General features: G+C 61.9%; 21 protein-coding genes and 1 other RNA gene. 8 read left to right on the top strand and 14 right to left on the bottom strand.

Translation table 11 applies throughout. The features are described 5' to 3' along the window. Nucleotides 1-4: 4 nt before the first annotated feature. From mraY to rnpB, 8 genes are all read right to left on the bottom strand, one after another. Nucleotides 5-1,081, bottom strand: coding sequence for a phospho-N-acetylmuramoyl-pentapeptide-transferase (mraY, locus tag OU694_RS02030; RefSeq protein ID WP_308909342.1), 1,077 nt, complete (start codon nt 1,079-1,081; stop codon nt 5-7). A 48-nt stretch (nt 1,082-1,129) separates the two neighbouring features. Next, nucleotides 1,130-2,551: a Mur ligase family protein gene (locus OU694_RS02025; RefSeq protein WP_308909341.1), complete on the bottom strand. Its 1,422-nt coding sequence runs from the start codon at nt 2,549-2,551 to the stop codon at nt 1,130-1,132. 14 nt (nt 2,552-2,565) lie between these two features. After that, on the bottom strand, nt 2,566-4,002 hold the full coding sequence (locus tag OU694_RS02020; RefSeq protein WP_308909340.1) for a UDP-N-acetylmuramoyl-L-alanyl-D-glutamate--2,6-diaminopimelate ligase: 1,437 nt from the start codon (nt 4,000-4,002) through the stop codon (nt 2,566-2,568). Between the two features lie 15 nt (nt 4,003-4,017). Then, nucleotides 4,018-5,751: a peptidoglycan D,D-transpeptidase FtsI family protein gene (locus OU694_RS02015; protein WP_308909339.1), complete on the bottom strand. Its 1,734-nt coding sequence runs from the start codon at nt 5,749-5,751 to the stop codon at nt 4,018-4,020. Continuing rightward, entirely contained in the window at nt 5,748-6,173 is a 426-nt protein-coding gene (gene ftsL, locus OU694_RS02010) for a cell division protein FtsL (RefSeq protein ID WP_308909338.1), read from the bottom strand. The genes OU694_RS02015 and ftsL overlap by 4 nt, the downstream gene beginning before the upstream one ends. Before the next feature lie 2 nt (nt 6,174-6,175). Then, nucleotides 6,176-7,150, bottom strand: a complete 975-nt coding sequence (gene rsmH, locus OU694_RS02005) for a 16S rRNA (cytosine(1402)-N(4))-methyltransferase RsmH (RefSeq protein ID WP_308909337.1) — start codon at nt 7,148-7,150, stop codon at nt 6,176-6,178. Next, the gene (locus OU694_RS02000) at nt 7,147-7,611 is read right to left on the bottom strand and encodes a division/cell wall cluster transcriptional repressor MraZ (RefSeq protein WP_308909336.1); all 465 of its coding nucleotides are present in this window, start codon (nt 7,609-7,611) and stop codon (nt 7,147-7,149) included. The genes rsmH and OU694_RS02000 overlap by 4 nt, the downstream gene beginning before the upstream one ends. Nucleotides 7,612-7,933: 322 nt before the next feature. Further along, nucleotides 7,934-8,320, bottom strand: an RNA gene (gene rnpB / locus OU694_RS01995) — RNase P RNA component class A. 132 nt (nt 8,321-8,452) lie between these two features. Here rnpB and OU694_RS01990 point away from each other — a divergent pair. Continuing rightward, entirely contained in the window at nt 8,453-8,677 is a 225-nt protein-coding gene (locus OU694_RS01990; protein WP_308909335.1) for a hypothetical protein, read from the top strand. Between the two features lie 42 nt (nt 8,678-8,719). Here the strand turns inward: OU694_RS01990 and OU694_RS01985 are convergent, their stop codons facing one another. Beyond that, nucleotides 8,720-9,304, bottom strand: a complete 585-nt coding sequence (locus tag OU694_RS01985; RefSeq protein WP_308909334.1) for a TetR/AcrR family transcriptional regulator — start codon at nt 9,302-9,304, stop codon at nt 8,720-8,722. Nucleotides 9,305-9,602: 298 nt separating this feature from the next. Between OU694_RS01985 and OU694_RS01980 the strand changes: the two genes are divergently transcribed. Both OU694_RS01980 and OU694_RS01975 read left to right on the top strand, forming a co-directional pair. Continuing rightward, nucleotides 9,603-10,763 carry an efflux RND transporter periplasmic adaptor subunit gene (locus OU694_RS01980; protein ID WP_308909333.1) on the top strand — a complete coding sequence of 387 codons (1,161 nt, stop codon included), beginning with the start codon at nt 9,603-9,605 and terminating at the stop codon, nt 10,761-10,763. 15 nt (nt 10,764-10,778) lie between these two features. After that, on the top strand, nt 10,779-13,952 hold the full coding sequence (locus OU694_RS01975) for an efflux RND transporter permease subunit (protein ID WP_308909332.1): 3,174 nt from the start codon (nt 10,779-10,781) through the stop codon (nt 13,950-13,952). Nucleotides 13,953-13,961: 9 nt separating this feature from the next. Here the strand turns inward: OU694_RS01975 and OU694_RS01970 are convergent, their stop codons facing one another. The 4 genes from OU694_RS01970 to OU694_RS01955 are packed head-to-tail and all read right to left on the bottom strand — an operon-like array spanning nt 13,962 to nt 17,576. Further along, entirely contained in the window at nt 13,962-15,176 is a 1,215-nt protein-coding gene (locus OU694_RS01970) for a hypothetical protein (RefSeq protein WP_308909331.1), read from the bottom strand. Then, entirely contained in the window at nt 15,173-15,910 is a 738-nt protein-coding gene (locus OU694_RS01965; RefSeq protein ID WP_308909330.1) for an N-acetylmuramoyl-L-alanine amidase, read from the bottom strand. The genes OU694_RS01970 and OU694_RS01965 overlap by 4 nt, the downstream gene beginning before the upstream one ends. A 7-nt stretch (nt 15,911-15,917) precedes the next feature. Beyond that, nucleotides 15,918-16,820 carry a DMT family transporter gene (locus OU694_RS01960; RefSeq protein ID WP_308909329.1) on the bottom strand — a complete coding sequence of 301 codons (903 nt, stop codon included), beginning with the start codon at nt 16,818-16,820 and terminating at the stop codon, nt 15,918-15,920. After that, nucleotides 16,821-17,576, bottom strand: coding sequence for a TerB family tellurite resistance protein (locus OU694_RS01955; RefSeq protein ID WP_308909328.1), 756 nt, complete (start codon nt 17,574-17,576; stop codon nt 16,821-16,823). A 212-nt stretch (nt 17,577-17,788) separates the two neighbouring features. On the opposite strand from OU694_RS01955, the gene OU694_RS01950 reads away from it, so the two are divergent. From OU694_RS01950 to OU694_RS01935, 4 genes are all read left to right on the top strand, one after another. Beyond that, nucleotides 17,789-18,922, top strand: coding sequence for a beta-ketoacyl-ACP synthase III (locus tag OU694_RS01950; protein WP_308909327.1), 1,134 nt, complete (start codon nt 17,789-17,791; stop codon nt 18,920-18,922). Between the two features lie 31 nt (nt 18,923-18,953). Further along, nucleotides 18,954-20,084, top strand: coding sequence for a beta-ketoacyl-ACP synthase III (locus tag OU694_RS01945; RefSeq protein ID WP_308909326.1), 1,131 nt, complete (start codon nt 18,954-18,956; stop codon nt 20,082-20,084). 93 nt (nt 20,085-20,177) lie between these two features. Beyond that, nucleotides 20,178-20,564: an MAPEG family protein gene (locus tag OU694_RS01940; RefSeq protein WP_308909325.1), complete on the top strand. Its 387-nt coding sequence runs from the start codon at nt 20,178-20,180 to the stop codon at nt 20,562-20,564. A 211-nt stretch (nt 20,565-20,775) separates the two neighbouring features. Further along, on the top strand, nt 20,776-20,958 hold the full coding sequence (locus OU694_RS01935; protein WP_308909324.1) for a hypothetical protein: 183 nt from the start codon (nt 20,776-20,778) through the stop codon (nt 20,956-20,958). A gap of 71 nt (nt 20,959-21,029) precedes the next feature. Here OU694_RS01935 and OU694_RS01930 read toward each other — a convergent pair whose 3' ends face one another. Next, nucleotides 21,030-21,398 (bottom strand): outer membrane protein assembly factor BamD, encoded by a 369-nt coding sequence (locus tag OU694_RS01930; protein WP_308909323.1) that lies wholly within the window; start codon nt 21,396-21,398, stop codon nt 21,030-21,032. A gap of 381 nt (nt 21,399-21,779) precedes the next feature. Here OU694_RS01930 and OU694_RS01925 point away from each other — a divergent pair, with 381 nt between their 5' ends. Then, entirely contained in the window at nt 21,780-22,340 is a 561-nt protein-coding gene (locus OU694_RS01925; protein WP_308909322.1) for a hypothetical protein, read from the top strand. Nucleotides 22,341-22,379 lie beyond the last annotated feature (39 nt).

Below are 22,379 nucleotides of genomic sequence, written 5' to 3'. Positions count from 1 at the left end.
CCGCTTACCTCAGCTTGAGGGTTGCAAGGCCGATGAGCGCGAGCACAACGGCGATGATCCAGAAACGGATGACGATGGTCGATTCCGCCCAGCCCTTCTTTTCATAATGGTGATGCAGCGGCGCCATACGGAACACGCGCTTGCCGGTCAGCTTGAAGGACGCGACCTGCACGATTACAGAAACGGTTTCCAGCACGAAAAGGCCACCGATGATCACCAGCGCCACTTCATGCTTGGTGATAACGGCCAGCGTGCCGAGCGCACCGCCAAGGGCGAGCGAACCGGTGTCCCCCATGAAAACCATGGCGGGTGGTGCGTTGAACCACAGGAAGCCGAGGCAGGCACCGATGAGCGCGCCGCAGAAGATCGCCAGCTCGCCCGAGCCCGGCACATGCAGGATGCCCAGATACTGCGAGTAAACCGCGTTCCCGACCATATAGGCGATGAAGCCGAAGGCACCGACGGCGATGATCACCGGCACGGTGGCAAGGCCGTCGAGCCCGTCGGTCAGGTTCACGGCATTGCCTGCGCCCGCAATCACGAAAATAGCAAAGGGGATGTAGAAATAACCAAGCGGAATGGCCGTTTCCTTCACGAAGGGGACGGCAAGCGTGCCGCCGCCAAGATCCCCGACCCACCAGGCGACCGCGCCCGCAATGATCGCCTCGGCCAGCAGCTTCAGCCTGCCGGGCACACCATCGGGCGATACCTTCGTCACTTTCAGATAGTCGTCGGCAAAGCCGATCAGGCCGAAGCCGACGGTGACAACGATCACCGCCCACACATAGGGGTTCGAAAGGTCCGACCACAGGAAGGTCGAGATGCCAAGGCCCAATAGGATCATGAAGCCGCCCATCGTGGGCGTGCCGGCCTTGGTGATGATGTGGCTTTCCGGCCCGTCAGTGCGGATCGGCTGGCCTTTTTTCTGTTTCGATTTTAGCCAGCGAATGATCGACGGCCCCATGACGAAACAGATGAACAGAGCGGTCAGCACCGCCGCGCCCGTCCGGAACGTCAGGTACCGAAAAAGGTTGAGGAATCCGTAATCGCTCGCAAGCGGGGCCAGCAGATTATAAAGCATCGGATACTCCTCTACGCAGGACTGTCAGGGGCGGCTGTAACCGCCGCATCATTCGGCAAGCCGCAGGTTCAGGGTCAGGTGATCGTCATCGACCGTGCAGCGCGCCACAAGCTCGGCAACGACTGCACCGAGCCCGATGCCAGCACCGCCGCAAACGAGCAACACATCGCCGGGCCGCAGGACACTGATCACCCGTTCGGCAAGACGCTGGGTCAGCACTACCCGCTCGACCGCTGTTTCGGCTTCCATCCCCGCTTCCGCGACCCGATCACCAAGGGCGAAGAGACGCGACAAATCGGCCGAAACCATGGCACCGACGAGACTTAATTCCGGCGAACCGTCAGGATCAGCCAGAAGTGCGATGCGGCGGCCACCCGGTTTCATCGGCACCCGCGTCAGGCTTTTGAGAACATCCCGCAGCTCAGCTGCTTCAAGCCCGGCGCTATGGTCGATCATCAGCATATGGCCGCCCGCTGCCGACAGCGGAATATGACGACCCCGGCCCTCGATGGGCTGAACGGAAGCAAGCGCCAGTGCCGCCTGCCCAACGTCCGCGCCCGTGAGGACGGCAACGGTCAGCGCAATCAGGCCGGAAATGGCCCAGATACGACCTGGCGCCGCAACCTTGAAAGTGACCGGCGTGCCGAGCACATCGACGGTCACGCAGGTGCAGTCCCAGCATTCCTTGATGCGGCTCGGCGCAATGTCGGCGCCCGAAGCAGGATCGACCGAAACCGTGATCACTTGACGCCCGGTGGCAAGGGCCGCACTGATCAGGCGGTCAGCCCCCGGCATGTCAGCAGCAACGATGGTGGTACCCCTGTCGGCGGGCAGTGCTTCGACAAGCGATGCTGCCGCCGCAATCCGGGTCTCGGCGTCGGCCGTGTCTTCCATGTCCGCACCGATGCCGGTGAGGACTGCGATATCAGGGCCCATCAGGCGGGCTGCAGGCTGGACCGACGCTGCTTCTTCAAGGCCCAGGTCGAAAATACCGAAGCGTGTGCCGCGTGCCAGCCGGATCATGGTGCGAGCAAGATCAGCCTCGCCGCTTGTCCGCGCGCTATGCACCGGCCCGGTGGAGCCGAGCGTCGCAACAAGCGCGGCCGTTAGTGTGCGATTGCCCCGAGCACCGCTTATCGCAACGGTCTGCATTGGGGCGCGCAGCCGCGCATAGCGGGCGAGTGACGCGATGGTCGCTTCCATGTCCGGCACGGCCATCATGCGGTCGTCAACAATATCGCTGGCCGGGCTTGAAGTCGGCACGATAGCGGCAACCGCCCCCCTGCTGAACGCGGTGGCCAGTTCTTCCTCGTCGTCCCGGCCTTCCAGTTCAAGCGCGATATAAAGATCGCCCGGCAAGACGGACGACGCCTCGGTCTGCACACCATCCGCATACCACGGACGGCGGCGCTGACGCCCACAGGCGATTTCGCATTCATTTGACGTCCATAATGGCTCGGAAATGTCCATTGTGGCGCTCCCCCTTAACCGATCAGCTCACGGACGGTCTTTATGTCTGAAAAAGGCAGCGTCTCCGTCCCGACGATCTGCCCTTCTTCGTGCCCCTTGCCGGCGACGATCAAAATGTCGCCGGTTTCGAGGCCGTCAATAGCGCCGGCAATGGCCTGACGCCGCTCGCCAATTTCGAGCGCGCCCGGCGCGGCCGCAAGGATTGCCGCGCGAATCGACCCGGCCTCCTCGGTGCGCGGATTGTCGTCCGTGACGATCACCACATCGGCAAGCCGGGTGGCAATTTCCCCCATCAGCGGACGTTTCCCCCGGTCGCGGTCTCCGCCGCAACCGAACAGCACATGCAGGCGGCCCTTGGTGTGGCCGCGCGCGGATTTCAGTACCGTTTCAAGACCGTCGGGCGTGTGGGCATAGTCCACATAGATGGCTGCTCCCTTGCCCGTCATGCCGGCAAGTTCCATCCGCCCCGGCACGCCTTTCAGCGCCGGCATGGCGGCCACAAGCGCTTCCATCGGAATGCCGCTTGCAGTCGCGAGCCCTGCCGCCACCAGCACATTGTCGGCCTGGAAGCCGCCAATCAGCGGCAACGAGACTTCATATTTGCGACCTTCGAAGCTGAAGGTGAGGTCGATGCCGGTGGGCGTTGCCGCCTTGCGCAGCACGCGGATCGCGGCTTTTTCATCCTCGCCCACGCCAAGCGTGGTGATGCCACGACCCCAACTGAGATCCTCAATCAGGCGGCCGCCCGCATCGATGCGGTTGACCACCGCCGTCTGACCGGGGCGCAGCAATTCACCAAACAGGCGGGCCTTGGCGTACAGATAAGCGTGTTCTGTCTGGTGATAGTCCAGATGGTCGCGCGACAGGTTGGTGAAGGCCGCAGCCTCGATCCGAACGCCATCCAGCCGGTACTGGTCGAGCCCGTGGCTTGATGCCTCAAGCGCCGCGTGGGTCACCCCGGCTTGGGCCAGCCGCGCCAGCGCACCGTGCAACGCCATGGGATCAGGCGTGGTGAGCCCGCCCGGCAGGTCGAACGCATCGGAGCGGACACCGAGCGTGCCAAGGCTCGCGCCCTTTTCGCCGACCGCCGCCCAGAACTGGCGGGTGAAATCGACGACCGAGGATTTGCCGTTGGTACCGGTCACCGCCACCACATGGGCAGGCTGGGTGCCATGAAAACGCGCCGCCATTTCAGCGTAACGGCGGCGGGGATTATTGTCTTCCACAAGCACGGCAGCGGTGCCTTCAGGCAAGCGCGTACCGGGCGTGGTGAGGACGGCCGCGGCCCCCGCGGCGATGGCGTCAGGAATGAACTGACGGCCGTCCGCCTTGCTGCCGGGCAGCGCCACGAACAGGTCACCCGGCTTCACGGCGCGGCTGTCTGCCGTCAGGCCGCCGATTTCGGCGTCGCCCGCTTTGCCTGTTCCACCCAGGAGTTCCATCAACCGCATCGTCTTGCTGCCCTTCTAGTGGCCTTTTTTGTCGTTAATCTTCATCGCGACCTGCTGATACAGGCCCTCGTCTTCGCCTTCCGGCGCCACCCCCAGAAGCGGCGCCGTGCGCAGAACCACATTCCTGACCACCGGTGCGGCGGTCCAGCCACCCGAGGCGAAGCCGTAGGTTTCCTTCGTGCCCTTCGGCTCATCAAGGAGCGCGAAGACCACATAGCGAGGATCGTCCATCGGGAAGACCCCCATGAAGGAGGAGATCAGCGCCTTCCTGTTGTAGCGGCCGTTGGCAGGCTTTTCTGCCGTGCCCGTCTTGCCTCCCACCCGGTAGCCCACAGCGTCAGCGCGGCCCGCCGTGCCCTTCTTCACGACCATGCGCAGAAGCATGTTCATCGTGTGGCTGGTCTTCTCGCTGATCACCCGTGTGGCGTTCTGGTAGCCGTCAGAATCGGCGACGAGTGTGGCAGGAATGAGCCGCCCGCCGTTCACAATTGCGGCGGTGCCGACAGCCAGCTGCAACGGGCTGACCGCGATGCCATGGCCATAGGAAATGGTCATGGTGGAAATCTTCTTCCACTGCTGGGGGGCTGGATACATCGGCGCACCAACCTCGGTCAGCTCCACGGTCGAAGGGCGCAGCATGCCCAGCTTTTCAAGGAAATCGCGCTGCCCGTCGGTGCCCACATCCAGCGCCATCTGCGCGGTGCCGATGTTGGACGAGAAGGCAAAGATTTCCGGGACCGTCAGATAGCGGCTTTTCGGATGATCGTCGCGGATGCGGAAACGGCCGACGACGAGCGGCTTGGTGGCATCATAGCCGTCATCAAGCGAGACAATGCCCTGATCGAGCGCAGAGGCAAAGGTGAAGGTCTTGAAGGTGGAACCAAGCTCATACACACCCTGCGTCACGCGGTTGAAAAGCTGGTCCGCCGAAACGCCACGAATGTCGTTCGGGTCATAGTCCGGCAGGGAGACAAGCGCGACGACTTCGCCGGTTGTCACATCGAACACCAGGCCCGCCGCGCCGATGGCGCTGTGCACCCGGCGTGCGGTTTCCAGTTCATCGGCAAGCGCATACTGAACCCGCATGTCGATCGAAAGCTTCAGCGCATCTTTATGGCGGTCCGGATCGGAAAGTCGGTCTTCAAAGAAATGTTCGACGCCGCCAAGGCCGCGCCCGTCCACATCCACATAGCCCATGATGTGGGAAGCAAGCCGCCCGTGGGGATACACGCGCTCTTCCTCTTCCTCGAAACGGAAGGCGGGATTGCCAAGCGCATTGACCTGCCACTTCTGGCGCGGCGTCAACTTGCGGTGCAGCCAGACGAATTTCTTGCCCGACGCCAGCTTGCTTTCGACGTCGGCAAGCGACAGCTGCGGCAGGATTTTCACCAGGTCGTGCGAGGCAGCGGAGGCATCACGGATCTGCGTTGCATCGGCAAAGAGCGACGACGTGCGCAGGTTGGTCGCCATGATCTCGCCGTTGCGGTCGCGGATATCGGCGCGTCCCACTTTCACCGGCGGCACCTCGATCTGCCCGGCAAAGCTGCGCGGCCGGGCATTTTCGCGCATGCCAAGCTCGACCGTGCGGCCGATCATCACCATGAAGCCCAGCAGGAACAGGATCATCACGGCAAAAAGCCGCCCGCGCGCCATATCAAGTTGGCTGCGCACCGGCTGCTCATCACCCCGGCGCTTCGAGGGCACATAACCCGAACGGGTCGGGTCCATCGCGAAGGCAGCGGCGTTCATCGCCCACCTCCCGCGACCGTGTCGCTGATCACATCAAGCCCGCTCGTTTCCTCGCCGTGCGGCTGGCCGTCGCCCGCCGGGCGTTTCGGCAGCCGCTTGCGCTCCAGCATCACACCAGGATCGGCCTCGGCGAATTCGCCCTTCGGCCGGAACGGGATGATGCGCGGATCGGTGATGATCTGATCGGCGGACGGCGGCATCAGCGCCAGAAACCGCACCGAGCGCTCCTGCAGCGACGCGGGCGAGGTCAGGTACGCCCATTCAGCCTCCAGCACGCGCAGGGCGTCGCGGTCATCATGAATCTGGCGGGCGAGCACGTTCAACTCATCCTGCTTGGCCTGCACGGTCAGCTTCAATTGCAGGACCGCAGCCCCCGAGGTGAGCGCGATGACCGCGGCCACGATGTTGAAGGCGCGCCGCATGGTCAGCGCCTCCCGCCGGCAAGCGCCGGGACATCGGTGCGCACGGCAACGCGCAGCTTGGCCGAACGCGCACGAGGATTGCGGGCACATTCGGCATCGGTCGGCTTCACGGCGCTTTTCCGATCAAGCCGGAAGGTCGGAGCGGGGCCCTTCTCGATGGCGCCCGGCAAATGCCGGCTGCCGGAGGGAACCCGCCCCGAACGCTCCGCCATAAACTCCTTGACGATACGGTCTTCGAGCGAATGGAAAGTCACAACGACAAGACGACCGCCTTCGGCCAGCAGCTTTTCTGCCCCTTCCAGGCCGCGGGTCAGCTCGCCCAGTTCGTCATTCACATGGATGCGCAGCGCCTGAAAGGTCCGGGTCGCCGGATGGGTCGCTTTCTTGCCGGGCTTTACGGGCGGGCGGCCGATGACGCGCTCGACAAGATTTGCAAGCTCGCCCGTGCGGGTGAAGGGCTTCTCGGCGCGAGCCGCGACGATGGCAGCCGCGATGCGGCGCGACATGCGCTCTTCGCCGTATTGATAAATGATGTCGGCCAGCTCGCCGGCCTCGTATGTATTGACGACATCGGCAGCACTTTCGCCGGCCTTCGCCATGCGCATGTCCAAGGGGCCGTCCTCGCGGAAGGAAAAGCCACGTTCGGCCTCATCCAGCTGGAAGGACGAAACGCCGATATCGAGGACAACCGCGTCAGCACTGCCCTCACCCGCCTCGCGGACAAGCGCGTCCATATCGCCAAAGCAACCTTCAAGCATGCGGAAGCGGCCACCGAAGCCCGCACCGAACGCCTCGGCACGCTTCACGGCATCAGGATCGCGGTCGATGCCATAGACGCGGCAATCGGCAGCTTCAAGGATCGCACGGCTGTAACCGCCAGCGCCGAAGGTGCCATCAACAATCACGTCGCCAGCTTCAGGAGCAACGGCGACGACAACCTCATCCAGCATCACAGGGATATGGCCGAAGGTGGTCATGGCTGGCCTCCCTTCGCAGGGCGCAGCTTGGGCGCGGCCTCGGCAGCCTTCACGAACTGATCAGCCTGATAGGCCTCGAACGCCTCGGGCCCCCATATCTGGAACTTGCGGCCGATACCCACAAAGGTCGCAGTGTCGGTGATGCCCGCATGCTCCTTGAACTCACCCGGCAGCATGACGCGCCCTTCGGGGTCGAAGGCGAGTTGCACGGCACCGGCAAGGATGGTGGCTGTCAGCGCCGCCTGATCGGGATTGAAGGGGCCGAATTCATCATAGAACTGGTCGGAAAGGCGCTCGAGGAACGCCATGTCTGCCCCTTCGATGCAGGCGAGATTGAAGGGACGATAAAGCACGATGCCGGGGAAGGCACCGCCGGCGACGGCCGCACGGAAGGTCGCAGGAACGGACACACGCCCCTTCTTGTCGACCTTGTTCGTAAATGTGGACAGGAAAAACGCCATTGCCCGCCGTGCCCCGAAGCTCCATCGCACGTCGCCGCTGCAGACGGCTGATGACGCACGAGTCCCAAATCCCACATTTGGGTATTTATGGGATATCATGGGATGACATGGGCGTCAATGGAACCCCATGGGTTTTAGCCGTTTTTTTATGGGTTTTTCACCAAGCACCAGAAACGTAAAAAGCCGCAGAAATCTGCGGCTTTCGACATGATTGGCGTGTTTGTTTATGGTATGTTCTCAGGCGCCCAATAAGGCCCGTTCATGGGACAGCATGGGAACGGCGCCACAAATGCGTGCGCCAAATGGGAATCGATGGGAAAATAGTGGCAGATGGCCTGTAAGCCGGGTTCTGTTCCGCGCTTGCGCGCTTCGATGACCATTCCTCTAGGCGCGCCGTTGCCGACGCGCTCAAGCAACCGACCCGGACGGTGGCGCAGAAACCCGCCTGTCCCTCGAGGGGACAACCATCCCTATTGGTCTTGCTCCCGGTGGGGTTTACCATGCCGCCCCTGTCACCAGGGGCGCGGTGCGCTCTTACCGCACCCTTTCACCCTTGCCCTGCTGGAGCCGAAGCCCCGCCGCCGGGCGGTCTGCTCTCTGTGGCACTTTCCCTGAGGTCGCCCTCGCCGGTCGTTAGCCGGCACCGTGTTTCCGTGGAGCCCGGACTTTCCTCCCCCGCTCGCGCGGCGGCGGTCATCCGGCCATCTGCCGCGCGCAATGAACCAGAGTGGCGCGCCGCCGTCAAGAAAAGGCGTGAAACCGGAAAGCGGTTGATTGCCCCCGAAGTTTGCGGCAAAGTCCGGCCCGGCGATGCATCGCCAGAACCTAACGAGGACTTTCCATGAAATATCTGCTGATTGCCCCTGCCCTGTTCATGCTCGCCGGTTGCGGCATTTTTGACAGCAAGGGTGACGAGATCGTCTTCGATACGCGCCTCGGCCCGCAAACCGAAGCGCAGGCCAAAAGCCTGCCGGGCGACCTGCGCGGCGACACCGACCATGCCTCGCATTCGCCGTCGCCCGTTGTCGGCCAGAACCTCACGAGCCGCGACGGCAGCGAAGACTGAGCTTCCGCTTTTTCAGGATAAAAGGCTGAACCGCCGCAAGCCTCAGGCCTTGCGGCGGCGATAGACCATCAGCCAGCCCATCAGCACTTCATCAACATGCTTGTGCAGGGCTTTCTCGTCCACGCTGTCAATCAGGCCGATCGAGCGCTTGTAGTGAATATCCCCCTTCAGAAGGGCAAGCAGGTTAAGGGCAGCTGTTTCCACATTCTCGATCACCAGCTCGCCGCGGTCGACCCATGACTGCAGGAAATCGATCAGGTTCTGGCACATTTCCTCAGGCCCCGATTTCCAGAAAAGCTCGGCAAGCGACGAACCCTTGTTGGCGGCAGCGACAAGGACGCGGTACACCGCAATCGCGTCTTCGCTGACCATCAGTTCTGCATAAGAATGGCAAACGGCTGAAAGCTCACCTTCCATCGTATGCTGATCAAGCTTCGAAAGGGTCAGAGCCGGGCTGTATTCGGCAATCTTGGAATGGATCGCTTCCGAGAAAAGCTGCTCCTTGCTTGAAAAGTGGCTGTAGACGGTCTGCTTGGAGACACCCGCGTGGCGGGCTACCTCGTCCATGCTGGTGCCATCGAAGCCGTTCTCGAGGAACAGGGCGACGGCAGCATCCAGAATAGCCACATTCTTTTCCAGACAACGCGGGCGGCCTCGCGTGGGCTTTGCAGCCCGCAACTCTTCCGGATCATGATCACAAGGCTCGTCTTCGCGAACCACTCTTTTCAACTCGGTCACCTGTGTCCCTCTTTTCAGCCCTGAATGAAGGCATTTCCCTATCGTAACCGATGGGAGACGCTTCTGCCAATGGGGAAAGATTATTTTCTGGACTGATGAGTCCATTCTTGGTATGCATTGCACCATTGATATAAAAACAGAGGCGGGCCCGTTTGGCCAGCCCATATACGCCAGCAGGATTGAGGAAATGAGACAGCTCCCCGCGCTCACCCGCCGCCGTGTCGCGTTCATGGCAGCCGGGCTTGGCATCACCGCCATTCTTGCCGTTCGCCTGATCGCCGCCGACCCTGATGAAGGGCAGGCAAAAGCTGGCCTTTCGCGGGTTCTGCCCGTGAATGTGGCCGAAGTTTCCATCGAAGATCATTACATGGCACGCCGCAGCTTCACCGGTCGCGTGGTCGCCGGGCGCCTGTCGGCCCTCGCGTTCGAACAGGGTGGCACGCTCGCCTCTGTGGCGGTCGATCTGGGTGACCGGGTGAAAAAAGGCGATGTGATAGCGCGACTCGACGCGGCCCGCCTCCAGGCGAGCCTCGCACAGCTCAAGGCTGAACGTGCCGAAGCGAACGCTTCGCTCAATCTCGCCAATGTCACGCTGGCGCGGACGGAAGACATGTTCAAGAACGGCCATGTGTCGGCCCAGCGGCTGGATGAGGCGCAGGCGAACCATGCCACCGTCATCGCCCGCCTTGCCCGTGTGGACGCATCAATCCGTGCCATGGAAGTTGACCTCGCCAAGGCGACACTGAAGGCACCGTTCGATGCCACCGTCACCGCGCGCTATCTGGATGAAGGCGTGATTGTCGGCCCCGGCGCGCCGGTTATCGAGCTTACCGAAAACGGCCGCATCGAGGCCCATATCGGCATGCCGCAAAATCATGCAGAGGCGATTGCCGCGGGTGCGCCCTATCAGCTTTTTGACGGCGCCCGCCATGAAATCAAGGGCAGCACGGTGCGCGGTCTTGTGCCTGTCATCACCGGCCAGACCCGTACCATGCTTGTCACCTTCGACCTGCCGGAAGGCAGTGCCGCCCGGGGCGAACTCGTCAATGCAGTGATCGAGGATCGCCGGATGGGAAGCGGCACTTGGCTGCCGCTGCGTGCCATCACCGCGGATGTGCGCGGCCTTTGGCGCGTCTTCAAGATTGTTGATGGCCCCGCAGGCCCCGAAGCGCGGATCGAGAATGTGCAGGTGCTGTATACGCACGGCGACCGCGTGTTTGTGACCGGTTCCATCGCGAACGGGGACCGCATCATCGCCGACGGCACCGAGCGCCTCGCCCCCGGCCAACGCGTGGCAGCGGTGGACGGCATCACCCAGTCGGCGAGTGCCGCCGAACCCCGCATTTAACGGGAGGCCCCTGACATGCGCGGCTCCCTGTACAATCACCCCCGGCTGGTGTGGCTGATCCTTCTGGTGATCGTGATCGCCGGCTTCAATGCCTATACCCACATGCCCCGCCTTGAAGACCCGCACATGCAAAGCCGGGTCGTGCAGGTGACGACCTTCTACCCCGGCGCCGACACCGAGCGAGTGGAAGCCGAAGTCACCGAAAAGCTGGAGCGCAAGATTTTCGAAATCCCCGAGGTGAAGGAGGTGAAATCCGTCACCCGCGCCGGGATCAGCTTCATCAGCATCGAGCTTGAAGACAGGGTCGAGGACGCCAAGCCCATCACCCAGCGCCTGAAAGACAAGGTCGCCGAGGTGACGGACCTGCCGCCCGGCGTGACCGCACCCGATTTTTCCGACACGCGCATCTATGCCCATTCGGCCATTCTGTCGCTGACGTGGCACAGCGACACACCGGTCAATTACGCCATCCTCGGCCGCCACGCGCGGGAGATCGAACGCAAGCTTCGCAACCTCGAAGGCACCGACTTTGTGGACGTGCTGGGACTGCCGAACGAGGAAATCCGGGTATCATTCGACCCCAAAGCGCTTGCCTCCCACGGCCTGACCGTTGCGCAGGTCGCCGCCCGTGTCGCGGGGTCGGACGCCAAGGGTGCGGCCGGCATCGTCAGCAGCGACACCAACCGCATGGTCGTGCAGGTATCTGGCGCCATCGACAATATCGCACGCCTCGCCCGTGTGTCGCTCGGCCAGGATGAAAAAGGCGCTGCCGTACGCCTCGGCGATATCGCCCGCATCGAACGTACGTTCGAAAACCCGCCAAGCACCATCGCGATCAACGAAGGCTCATACGGCGTCGTGATTGCCGCCCGCATGTTCGAAGACAGCCGCATCGACCGCTGGTCGGATGCCGTTGGCCGCATGATGGCGGAATCCGAGGAAACCCTGCCGTCCTCGATCAAGCTGGAGCGCATCTTCGACCAGCGCCTTTATGCGGATGACCGCCTGAACGGCCTGATGGCAAACCTTGCTGAAGGCGCCTTTGTGGTGCTCGTCGTGCTGCTCGTTTCGCTCGGCTGGCGGGCCTCCCTCGTATCGGCCTCCATCCTGCCGCTCACACTGCTCGCCGCCCTTGCCATCGTCAACATCATGGGCCTGAGGATCGAGCAGGTGCTCGTCACCGGCATGATCGTGGCCCTTGGCATCATGGTCGATAATGCCATCGTCATCACCGACGAGATCCAGCATCTGCGCCTGATGGGCGTGCGACGCTCCACCGCTGTCGGCATGACCGTCCGGAAATTGTGGCTGCCGCTCGCGGGTTCCACCGCCACCACCATCATCGCCTTCATGCCGCTCATCCTGATGCCGGGCAACGCGGGGGACTTCCTCGTCGGCATCCCCGCCGCCGTGATCGCCTCACTGATTGCCTCCTACGTGATTGGCTTCACCATCATTTCGGCCGTGGCCGGTCGTGTGGTCGAAGGCCGCGACCCGAACGCGGACATGGCGGCGAAGCCCGAACGTGTCTGGTGGCGCGACGGGGTCGAGGGCCGCTGGCTTTCGTCCCGCTTTGAAAAATCGCTGCGCTGGTCGGTGAAGCGCCCGGTCCTGTCGGCCTCGCTTGCCATGCTGATCCCCATGCTCGGCTTCGTGGCGGCAACACAGGTGGAAAGCCAGTTTTTCCCGATCAGCGACCGCAACCAGTTCCGTCTGCAACTGCAGATGCCGGGGCAGGTTTCGATCGAGGAAACCGAAGCGGCCGCCCGGAAGCTCGATGCCTTCGTGCGCCAGTATGAAGGCGTGGAAAGCCTGCACTGGTACATCGGCGTCCGCCCCGGCAAATTCTATTACAGCGTGATCGCCTCGAACGACGGCGTGGTGAGCATGGCCGAAGCCATGGTCACATTGGATGACTACGACCGGCTGGCCGAAATCATGCCGCGCCTGCAGCGCGAAGCCCCGGCGCTGTTGCCCGAGGCGGTGGTGCAGGTCCGCGAGCTTGAAACCGGCCCGCCAATCCAGGCCCCTATCGAGGTGCGCGTGATCGGCCCCGATCTCGCCGTGCTGCAGGAATATGGGGACAAGGTCCGCGAGATCGTCAGCCGCCTGCCGAAGGTGACCCACACGTCCGCCACACTCAAGGGCTCCTTGCCGCTTGTCGAAATCGATGCCCGAGAGGATGACGTACTGGTCGCCGGGCTGACGCTTTCGGACGTTGAAAGCCAAATGGCAGCCCTTACCGGCGGTGTGATCGCCACTCATATCATCGAGGAAACCCAGCAGGTGCCCGTGCGCCTGATTGTCGACCGCGGTGCGCGCACCGATATCAATTCGGTCGCCGACATGGGCCTTATCGGCACCATGCCGCAAAACACCGCAGACGGCTTCCGCGAGGACCTGCCGGTGTCTGCTATTGCCAATGTGCGGCTGAATTCGAAGGTCGGTGTCATCGCCCACCATGACGGCGAGCGCATCAACGAAATACAGGGCTTTCTGGAATTCAACACGATCCCCGATATCGCCTTCAATGCTTTGAAGGAAGAACTGACCGCCCATCCGCTGCAGCTGCCGCCCGGCTACCGGCTGGAATTTGGCGGCGAAAGCGAAGAGCGCGGCGAAGCACTTGGGCAACTTTTTGCAACGGTCGGGCTTCTCGTCATCCTGATGGTGCTGACCATCGTGCTGACCTTCAACAGCTTCCGCCTTGCCCTCGTCACCTTCCTTGCGGCCGTGCAGGCAGCAGGCCTTGGCTTCTTCTCGCTGTGGTTCTTCGGCTATCCGCTCACCTTCGTGGTGATCATCGGCCTGATGGGTCTTGTGGGGCTCGCCATCAACGCGGCCATCGTGATCCTGTCGGAGCTGCGCAACATGCCTGCTGCCCGCGACGGCGACGGTGAGGCCGTGGTTCACGGCGTGATGAAAACGGGGCGCCACATCATCTCGACGACGCTGACGACCGTTGGCGGTTTCATGCCGCTCATTCTTGATGGCGGCGCTTTCTGGCCGCCGTTCGCCATTGCGATTGTCGGCGGGACTTTCCTGTCGATGATTGTCAGCTTCTATTTCGCGCCGGCAGCCTTCCTCGTGCTCGCGCGGATGCGGCCCTATGCTGCCATCAGCATCGGCAGCGATGGCAGCGGCCACGCCCCCCTGCCCGAAGCCATGGAGGCGGATGCCAGAAACTGAGGCCCGGTGTCAGAGCATCGGGGCAAGAAGCGCAAGGCCGAGGGCCTGGCTGTCGTCATCCTCGATCCGTTTGACAAGCGCTTCGGCGGGCGCCTTGTGCCCGCCGGCGACGAGACCATCCAGCAGCGTCAGGCGCAGCTGGTCACGGTCATAGGCGCCGTCGACCTCGTCGATATCGTCGAGCACGGCGTCAACCGCACTTGCGAGCTGCCCGCTGCCCTGCGGCAGGCGCGAGGCCACGGCGGCCAGATAGCCCGCCTGCCCTGCCCCTTCGTCAAAGCCCTCGATGCGCTTGAAGGCGGTATCAACATGGCCGTTTGCGGCCTCTACAGGCCCGAGCGTCATATCGATATCCGCGCGGTCCTCGCTTGAGCGGACCCGCCCACCATGCATCAGGGCAAGCTCATAAGCCGCACTCACAAGCGTTTCGTCGGCCCCTGCCGCCACCAGCGCCTTCAGCGCCTGTGCGGTTGCTTCGGCCCGGTCGTTGATACCGAAAACCGCCGGGAAGGTCTCCCCCGCTTCCACCATCAGCGCGTCACGCGTGCCGGTATCGCCCAGCTTGTCATTGAGGGCGGCGAGCGCCACCAGCCCGCGATACCGCTCTTTCGGGTCCTCAAGGCCGCCGACAAAGGCGATGGCCTCGCTCATCCGTTCTGGCAACAGGGCTTCCTTCGGCAGCGTCAGCATCAGGTCGAGCATCTTCCAGCGGCCACGGGCAGGGTTCGCGAGCTTTGAAAGCGCCACCTTGATGTCGCCATATGCGCCAAGACGTCCGGCTTCATCAGCCAGCGCCAGATAGACCTGATCGCGGATCGTCTCGATTGTCAGTTCTTCGGTCAGCGCCAATGCGCTTGCCATATCGCCGGCGCGCACCATGAGAGGCGCAATCGTCTTGATCATGCCCTGCGTGACGAGCGAAAGCTGCACCGAGCGCGCCTCCTCCATCGCCAGCATCAGCGTCTGCTGTGCCTGCTCCTGCTGTCCTGTCGCGATTAGCGAACGTGCAACCCCGATCAGTACCCGCGCGCGGTCGATCCCTAGTTCCTCGGCAATCACTGTCTTCAGTGCCGCGTCTATGGCGCACTCGGCAGTCGGCGCATCAAGGCAGGCGACCGTTTCGGCGTTCGGCGCATGATCCGATGTCACACCCAGTTGGGGGGCAGCCTGAACGGCGGTGCCGAGGGCAGAGAGGGCAAGGACAGCGAGAGCGGTAGGTTTCATGAAGCCTCCTTCAGGCGGATAATCTGGTCTCGGACGCTGGCAATGGCAGCAGCAGTACCCCGGTCGATCTGACCGGTCACCCCGCCGCGCCGCCAGTGGCGCTGGAAAGCGGCCACAATGTCCGCCGGTTTACCATAGGGGTCGTTTGCGTCAATTCTGTAGCCGATCTCGGCCAATTGGTGCCAGCACGCGGCGAGTTGATCGGCTGGGATGTCGCCAGCGTCCGCCAAAACTGCACTTTCCCCTTCGGGCACAATGCCGAATCCGGCGGCGGCGAGCTGCTCCCACGGGAAAAGCTCGCCGGGATCGGTCTTCCTGTCAGGCGCCACATCGCTGTGGCCGATATAGAGATCCCGCCGGATGGCATGCCGCGCGGCGATGTCGGCGAGAAGCGCCAGAAGCGCCGCGATCTGCGCTTCCGGGAAGGGACGATAGCCGAATTCGTGCCCCGGATTGACAATCTCGATCCCGATAGAATGGTGGTTCAGCACCTCGCGCCCCTGCCAGTAGGAAACCCCCGCGTGCCATGCACGCTCGGCCTCATCGACCAGCCTGAAAACGCGCCCGTCTTCCTCCACCAGATAATGGGCTGAAACGGCGGCGGACGGATCCACAAGCCGGGCAAGCGCCGCCTCGCCCGTTTCCATGCCGGTGTAGTGCAGGATCACCATATCGAGTGCCGCGCCGCCCATGCGGGCATCACGGTTTGGCGACGGATGGGGAATCACCCGCATATGAGCCCTATTCCCCGCTCGTCCGGGTCTGGACGATGGTATTGGCGAGCGCCTTGTTCCGGCGCGCGTTACGGAGCGTGACGATCAGCACGCCGGCGAGTGTCAGCGCACCGCCGAGCAGAACCCGCCATGTGAGGCTTTCGCCAAGCACGATGATCCCCGCAGCGATGGCGAAGAAAGGGGTAAGGAGGAAATAGGGCGAAAGGACAGATACCTCATAGCGCCGCAGCAGGTAATTCACCCCGCCGTGCCCGATGATGGACGAGAATATCCCGGCATAGAGCACCGCTGCCCACGCCTGCCAATGTGCATTCTTCACCGCTTCCACCTGCCCGGTTTCCATGACAGCCGACAGGAAGAACGAGCCGACGATGGCGCTGACGGCGATCCACGCCTGCGTCGTGAAGGCATTCACATCCCGCAATTGCCGCATCAGGATGGTGCCGGTCGCATATAGAAATGAAGAGAAGACGATCCACGCAACGGCATCAAGATAATTGAGCACGGCAGGATCAAGCCCCAGCACCAGCACACCCGAAAAGCTCATGGCGAGGCCAAGTATACGCCGCCAGCCCACCGTTTCCTTCAGCCAGACAATGGCCAGAAGTGTGGAAAAAGGCGTGGAAAGCTGGGTCGCGATGGCGACAGCGCTGATATCTTCGGCCAGCGACATGCCGATGAAAACAGCACCGAAATGCATGAAGCCCAGAACAGTGGCCAGCGTGAGCAGCGCCTTCATGCGCCCCGGCACCAGCCGCAGGAACGGGAACAGAAACAGGAGCACGACAAAGAAGCGCGCCGCGTTGGCAACGAGCGGCGGCAGGTCGGCAACCGCCCATTTGACCGCCAGGAAATTGAGGCCCCAAACGAGGTTGATGCCGATCAGCAGGATCAGGTCCCTTGGTGCCATTCAGACAACTCCCCGTTCGCGCACCTTGCGGCGCGCTGCCATGATTTCATCATAGGCGGCATTGATCTCGGCCGCCCGCCGCGTGGCGACCGCTATCAGGTCCGCCGGCACCCCTTCCGCCATCAGTCGGTCCGGGTGCGTTTCCAGCACCAGCTGCCGGTAGCGCGCCTTCACCGTCGCATCATCTGTCATCGGTGTCACCCCGAGGATCGTATAGGGGCTTTCCGGATCAGGCCCGAGGTGCCGGTGGATCATTGTTTCGATCTCATCCGGCGAAAAGCCGAAAATGTCGGCGACCGTCCGGATGAAGGCGAGCTCCGCGGCATGCACCTCGCCGTCCGCCTTGGCGATGAAGAAAAGTGCCTCCAGAAGATCAGTCAGCACCGGGCGGTTGCCCTGCATCAGATCGGCAATCTGCCGGGCATAGGCTTCGAACCCTGCCGTATGCTGGCGGGCGAGATCGTACACACGGCCAACATTGCGCATTTCGGCGGGCGGCACCTTGAACACCTTCTTGAAGGCATCCACCTCGGCACGGGTCACCATGCCATCTGCCTTTGCCATCTTGGCGGCAAGCGCAATCACACCGATGGTGAAGGTCACCTCCCGCGTGTGGCGTGCTGAACGGGCGGTTGCAGGGGCACGGTCGATCCCCGCATCAACCGCTGCGCCGACCGCAAGGCCAACAAGCGCGCCAAGCGGCCCGCCAAGGGCGAGCCCGGCCGCACCACCGATGATTTTTCCCCAGATGGACATGCCTTTCCCCTAGCATGCCCGTACGGTATCAGCCACTCGAAAGTCAGTGTTTAGAAGGCACTAGGCGAAAACTTGAGGAAAGTTGATGGCAAAAGCCGATTGTTCGGTTTCCCCGCCCGATAAAAGGCAGTATAGCTTGGCGCGTTTGTGACAAATATGTCAGCGGGACGGACGGAAACTGGCCGCCTTGCTTGTCCGGAGAAAGCGAAGATATGGTTGATGTAGTCATCACGGGCACCGGTCTCCACGTACCGCCTGCCGCAATCACCAACGAAGAACTGGTTGCGGCCTTCAATGCCCATGTCGATCAGTATAATGCCGAGCATGCAGCCGATATCGACGCAGGCCTGACCCCCGCAAAGCAGTATTCCTCAGCCGAGTTCATCGAAAAAGCCTCGGGCATCAAGAAGCGCCATCTGGTGGAAGTCACCGGCGTGATGGATCTGGACCGTCTTCTTTCGCGCTGCCCCGAAGGCGCGCACGGCACGACGGAAGAACCCGCCCTGCAGGCCAAGATGGCACTTGATGCCGCCAAACAGGCCATCGCGCAGGCCGGCCTTCAGCCTGGCGACATCGACCAGATCATCTGCGGCACCGCGCTCCTCCAGCGCTCCTTCCCGGCCATTGCCGTTGAAGTGCAGCATCATCTGGGCATCGAGGGCGGCTCGGCTTATGACATGGTCATGGGCTGCTCCAGCGCGACCTACGCCCTGATCGCTGCCGTCAATTCGATCAAATCGGGCGCCGCCAAGCGCGTCCTGATGGTCAATCCAGAGATTTTCTCCACGCTCGTCAATTACCGCGACCGCGACAGCCACTTCATCTTCGGCGACATCGCGACGGCTGTTGTGCTGGAGCGCGCTGACCTTGCGGAAGGCCGCGACCACTGGAAAGTGGTGAACACTCGGTCCTTCACCCAGTATTCCAACAATATCCGCTCGAACTACGGCCCCTTCACGCGGCTTGATGATGGCTCGATGATGCGCAAGGACATGTTTTTCGTGCAGGAAGGCCGCAAGGTCTTCAAGGAACTGCTGCCCATCGTCACCGACTTCATCTCGAAGCAACTGGCTGACAACGGCCTCACGGTTTCCGATCTCGCCCGCATGTGGCTCCATCAGGCCAACATCAACATGAATATGTATGCCGCGAAGAAGCTTCTGGGCCGCGAGCCCGAGCCGAACGAGGCCCCGACCGTGCTGGATGAATATGGCAACACGGCGGGTGCGGGTTCGGTTGTCGCCTTCCACAAGCATCGGGCCGACCTGCCGAAAGGCGCAAAGGGCATCATCTGCTCGTTCGGCGCCGGCTATTCGATCGGCAGCCTGATTGTCGAACGCGGCTGACGCGGCAAAACCTGACGGGGAGGGAAGGTTTATGACCGGGATCGTGATCAGCGGCACGGGTGTTTACACCCCGCCGCATTCCATCAGCAACGAAACGCTCGTGGAAAGCTACAACAAATGGGCCACCGCCTGGAACGACGACCACAAGGCGGAGATCGAGGCGGGCACCATCGACGCCATGCAGATGTCTTCCGTGGAATTCATCGAAAAGGCATCGGGCATCAAAAACCGCTTCATGATGGACGGCAAGGGCCCGACCGACCCGAAGCGCATGTATCCGAACCTTTCGGAACTGGCGCCCGAAGGCCCGATGGGCACGCCTGTGCAGGTGCAGATGGCGCTGGCCGCCGCTGAGAAGGCACTCGCTGAAGCGCACCTCAAGGGCGAGGACATCGATCTTGTGATCCTCTCCTCCTCCATCTGGGAACGCTTCGTGCCCTCGATGGCGACCGAACTGCAGAAGATTCTTGGCGCCAAGGGCTTTGCCTTCGATATGGCCATGGCCTGCTCCAGCGCCACTTTCGGCATGTCGACGGCGGTAGACGCCGTGCAAAGCGGCATGGCCAACAAGGCGCTTGTCGTGACGGCGGAATATATCACGCCTGCGATGAACTATACCGACCGCGACAGCCACTTCATCTTCGGCGATGCGGCTGTTGCCATCGTGATTGAGCGCGAGGCTGAAACGAAATCGACGACCGCCTTCCGCATCCATGACCGCAAGCTCTTCACCGAATATTCGACCAATATCGCTGCCGGCTTCGGCACCCGCACGCTTATCGAGCGCGACAAGATCAGCCACCCGGACCAGCGTTTCGTCCAGCAGGGCCGTGTCGTCTTCAAGGAGCTGCTGCCGAAGGTGATCGACCATGTGAACGCCCAGCTTGCCGCGAAGGGTTACAAGGTCGAGGACTTCAAGCGCTTCTGGCTGCATCAGGCGAATATCAACATGAATATGTTCGCGACCCGCAAGCTCCTCGGCGAAGACCCGTCACAGGACAAGGCGCCGATCGTGCTGGATGAATATGCCAATACAGCGGGCGCGGGCTGCATCATCGCCTTTGACAAATACAAGGACGATTTCAAGCCGGGCGAATTCGGGCTGCTGTGCTCCTTCGGCGCCAGCTATTCCATCGGCTCCTTCATCCTCGAGCGAATCTGAGGCTCCGTTCCTCCCTTAAAAGTGCCGCTGGCATATAGGGCCAGCGGTCGCTATCATCTGTCACATCAGGTGACATTTTCTGGGGAGGAAATAATGTCCGTTGAACTGACGATGCTTCTCTACAGCACGATCCTTTTCTTCGTGCTGATCATGATTCCGGCCGGCGAGGCCATCCTGAAAAACGGTGGCGCGGTACAGGCCGGCCCGCGCGACAACATGCCGGAGCCGACCGTTTTCAACAAGCGCGCCACGCGCCTGCGCAACAACATGATGGAAAACATGGTCATGTTCGCGCCGCTCGTGCTGATTGCGCATGCGGCGGGTGTCTCGACCGAATCAACCATTCTCGGCGCCCAGCTCTTCTTCTATGCCCGCGTAGTGCATGCGGTGCTGTATCTTTTCCCAGTCCCGTGGGTGCGCCCGCTGGCTTGGGCTGTATCGGTCGTCGGGCTTTTCAAGATTGCCCTCGCCCTACTCTGAACAGTGCACGATTCAAGCGCACGGCGCCGGGCATTCGTGTCCGGCGCTTTTTCGTTCAACCCCATGAAACAGAAAGATATTGCAGGGGTAACCCCGGAAATTTCCTAAATTTTTAAGCTCACCTTCACACCCACATTTTTTGTCGGTAGAAACGGCGCATCAGGCACCGACTGTAGCGTAAATTTTTTGAGTTCAAGGGAGCTAAAAGGCAATGGCCGCAATTAAAGCGATTGTCTCGGGTGTCCATAGTCAGCTGGCCTCCAAGGTCGGCGCGATGAACAAGGATCATGGCAACGATATCGTGATCGACAAGGACGGCAAGCCACGCAACGCCGCCCAGATCGTCCCCCCCGCCGGCAGCGGCAAGGGGCTGAAGATCGATATCAAGGTCTGAGACCAAACCCGAAAAAGAAAGGGGCGTGACCCAGCAGGTCACGCCCCTTCTTTATTGTCTTCGGCAAAAGCTCAGTTGGTGGACAGCTGAGCCAGTGCAAACTTGGCGATATTCTTTACGCGGCGCGGCTTGCCATTCAGGAGCACGGCATACGGGTTCTCGTCGCCGTTGATGATTTCCTGATACAGCGCCACGGCTTTGTCGGTACGGCCGGTCTGGGCATAGACCGAGGCGAGGTTCAGCTTGGCGAAGACGGATTCGCCGTTGCCCATCAGGTCTTCTTCTGCGCTCGACCAGTCGCCGGATTTCATCGCCTCGGCCGCGAAGGTCTTGCCTTCTTCGTTCGGCATTGCGGCAACCGGCTGTGCCATTGCGGACGATGCGCCGAACAGAACGGCGAAGGAACCAATGGCCATTGCTTTCTTGAGTTGTTTTTCCATGTCACTACCCCTTCCACTTGATATTTGATCACGGGATTCGCTTGCTTGTGCCCGAGATCGCTTCGAAACGCCTTGTTCCAACCCTCATGGTCGCTTCGACGCTTGCTATGGCTCCATTATCGGCCACTCGGCAACCGATGCAATGCGTCATAATCAGGTTTTTCCGCAGAAGTCTGCCGCTTTCTGGAATGTTACACCCCGACCCAAGCGTTTCCGCCGGTCCCCGCATTGGTTACATGGCAATGACTGTTTTATGAATTTTTTATGACAGTCCCCATTTTTCGCCCTCCAGTGTGAATTTGGCGTGACAGAGGGGGTTTTGTCACATTCCTGTAACCGAACGTCTTTACGTGCGTCGTCATGCGCACGACTCATTTGAATATGCTCCGCCGTCACGGCTTTGCCCCTCGCACCCTTCTGCGGGCGGCTTTGTATTTTGGCCTCACGCTGCCTGCCGCTGCCGGCATGCCCGGTGGTTTCAGCGCGCCCGAGATGGCGAGCGCCGAAAGCTTCGGCCCGACACTTGAATTGGCCGCGACGGACGCACGCGTCACGGCGCTGCGCTTCATCCGCGAGACAGAACTGAACCGCAATCTCTCGCTTCTTGTCCTGAACGACGTGAAAACGACCCCCGAGGTCGCGGCGCTTGTTGAACGCTATGGCTTCGAAGCAGCCAAAACGATTGTCGTCCGCCTCATTCGCGATGCCCAGGGCACCTATGGTGCCGCATGGGACGAAGTGATGGCGGACCTTTACCAGCAGCATTTCACCGCCGGTGAGCTTGCCTCGCTGGTGGCAGACCATGAAGCGTCGCCGCATTTTTCGCGCCTGATGAATCTGCAGGCGGACCTTGGCGCCGGAGCCCGTGAAAAGGGATCGACCGTGATTGCCGCAGCCCGCGCCCGTGTGCTGGGCGAAGTTGCCGCCCTCACCCGTAGCTGAGCAAACTCGTTACAATTTTATCCAAAGCTTTGCATTATT

The sequence above is a fragment of the Pseudokordiimonas caeni genome (assembly GCF_026719705.1).
Classification (GTDB): domain Bacteria; phylum Pseudomonadota; class Alphaproteobacteria; order Sphingomonadales; family Kordiimonadaceae; genus Gimibacter; species Gimibacter caeni.
The sequence above is the reverse complement of the archived record's forward strand: the minus strand, read 5'-3'. Positions and strand labels throughout refer to the sequence as shown.

What these genes read in the sequence shown, in the direction of transcription:
- mraY (WP_308909342.1), bottom strand. Translation starts at nt 1,081, where the DNA reads ATGCTTTATAATCTGCTGGCCCCGCTTGCGAGCGATTACGGATTCCTC.
- OU694_RS02025 (WP_308909341.1), bottom strand. Translation starts at nt 2,551, where the DNA reads ATGGACATTTCCGAGCCATTATGGACGTCAAATGAATGCGAAATCGCC.
- OU694_RS02020 (WP_308909340.1), bottom strand. Translation starts at nt 4,002, where the DNA reads ATGCGGTTGATGGAACTCCTGGGTGGAACAGGCAAAGCGGGCGACGCC.
- OU694_RS02015 (WP_308909339.1), bottom strand. Translation starts at nt 5,751, where the DNA reads ATGAACGCCGCTGCCTTCGCGATGGACCCGACCCGTTCGGGTTATGTG.
- ftsL (WP_308909338.1), bottom strand. Translation starts at nt 6,173, where the DNA reads ATGCGGCGCGCCTTCAACATCGTGGCCGCGGTCATCGCGCTCACCTCG.
- rsmH (WP_308909337.1), bottom strand. Translation starts at nt 7,150, where the DNA reads ATGACCACCTTCGGCCATATCCCTGTGATGCTGGATGAGGTTGTCGTC.
- OU694_RS02000 (WP_308909336.1), bottom strand. Translation starts at nt 7,611, where the DNA reads ATGGCGTTTTTCCTGTCCACATTTACGAACAAGGTCGACAAGAAGGGG.
- OU694_RS01990 (WP_308909335.1), top strand. Translation starts at nt 8,453, where the DNA reads ATGAAATATCTGCTGATTGCCCCTGCCCTGTTCATGCTCGCCGGTTGC.
- OU694_RS01980 (WP_308909333.1), top strand. Translation starts at nt 9,603, where the DNA reads ATGAGACAGCTCCCCGCGCTCACCCGCCGCCGTGTCGCGTTCATGGCA.
- OU694_RS01975 (WP_308909332.1), top strand. Translation starts at nt 10,779, where the DNA reads ATGCGCGGCTCCCTGTACAATCACCCCCGGCTGGTGTGGCTGATCCTT.
- OU694_RS01970 (WP_308909331.1), bottom strand. Translation starts at nt 15,176, where the DNA reads ATGAAACCTACCGCTCTCGCTGTCCTTGCCCTCTCTGCCCTCGGCACC.
- OU694_RS01965 (WP_308909330.1), bottom strand. Translation starts at nt 15,910, where the DNA reads ATGCGGGTGATTCCCCATCCGTCGCCAAACCGTGATGCCCGCATGGGC.
- OU694_RS01960 (WP_308909329.1), bottom strand. Translation starts at nt 16,820, where the DNA reads ATGGCACCAAGGGACCTGATCCTGCTGATCGGCATCAACCTCGTTTGG.
- OU694_RS01955 (WP_308909328.1), bottom strand. Translation starts at nt 17,576, where the DNA reads ATGTCCATCTGGGGAAAAATCATCGGTGGTGCGGCCGGGCTCGCCCTT.
- OU694_RS01950 (WP_308909327.1), top strand. Translation starts at nt 17,789, where the DNA reads ATGGTTGATGTAGTCATCACGGGCACCGGTCTCCACGTACCGCCTGCC.
- OU694_RS01945 (WP_308909326.1), top strand. Translation starts at nt 18,954, where the DNA reads ATGACCGGGATCGTGATCAGCGGCACGGGTGTTTACACCCCGCCGCAT.
- OU694_RS01940 (WP_308909325.1), top strand. Translation starts at nt 20,178, where the DNA reads ATGTCCGTTGAACTGACGATGCTTCTCTACAGCACGATCCTTTTCTTC.
- OU694_RS01935 (WP_308909324.1), top strand. Translation starts at nt 20,776, where the DNA reads ATGGCCGCAATTAAAGCGATTGTCTCGGGTGTCCATAGTCAGCTGGCC.
- OU694_RS01930 (WP_308909323.1), bottom strand. Translation starts at nt 21,398, where the DNA reads ATGGAAAAACAACTCAAGAAAGCAATGGCCATTGGTTCCTTCGCCGTT.
- OU694_RS01925 (WP_308909322.1), top strand. Translation starts at nt 21,780, where the DNA reads ATGCTCCGCCGTCACGGCTTTGCCCCTCGCACCCTTCTGCGGGCGGCT.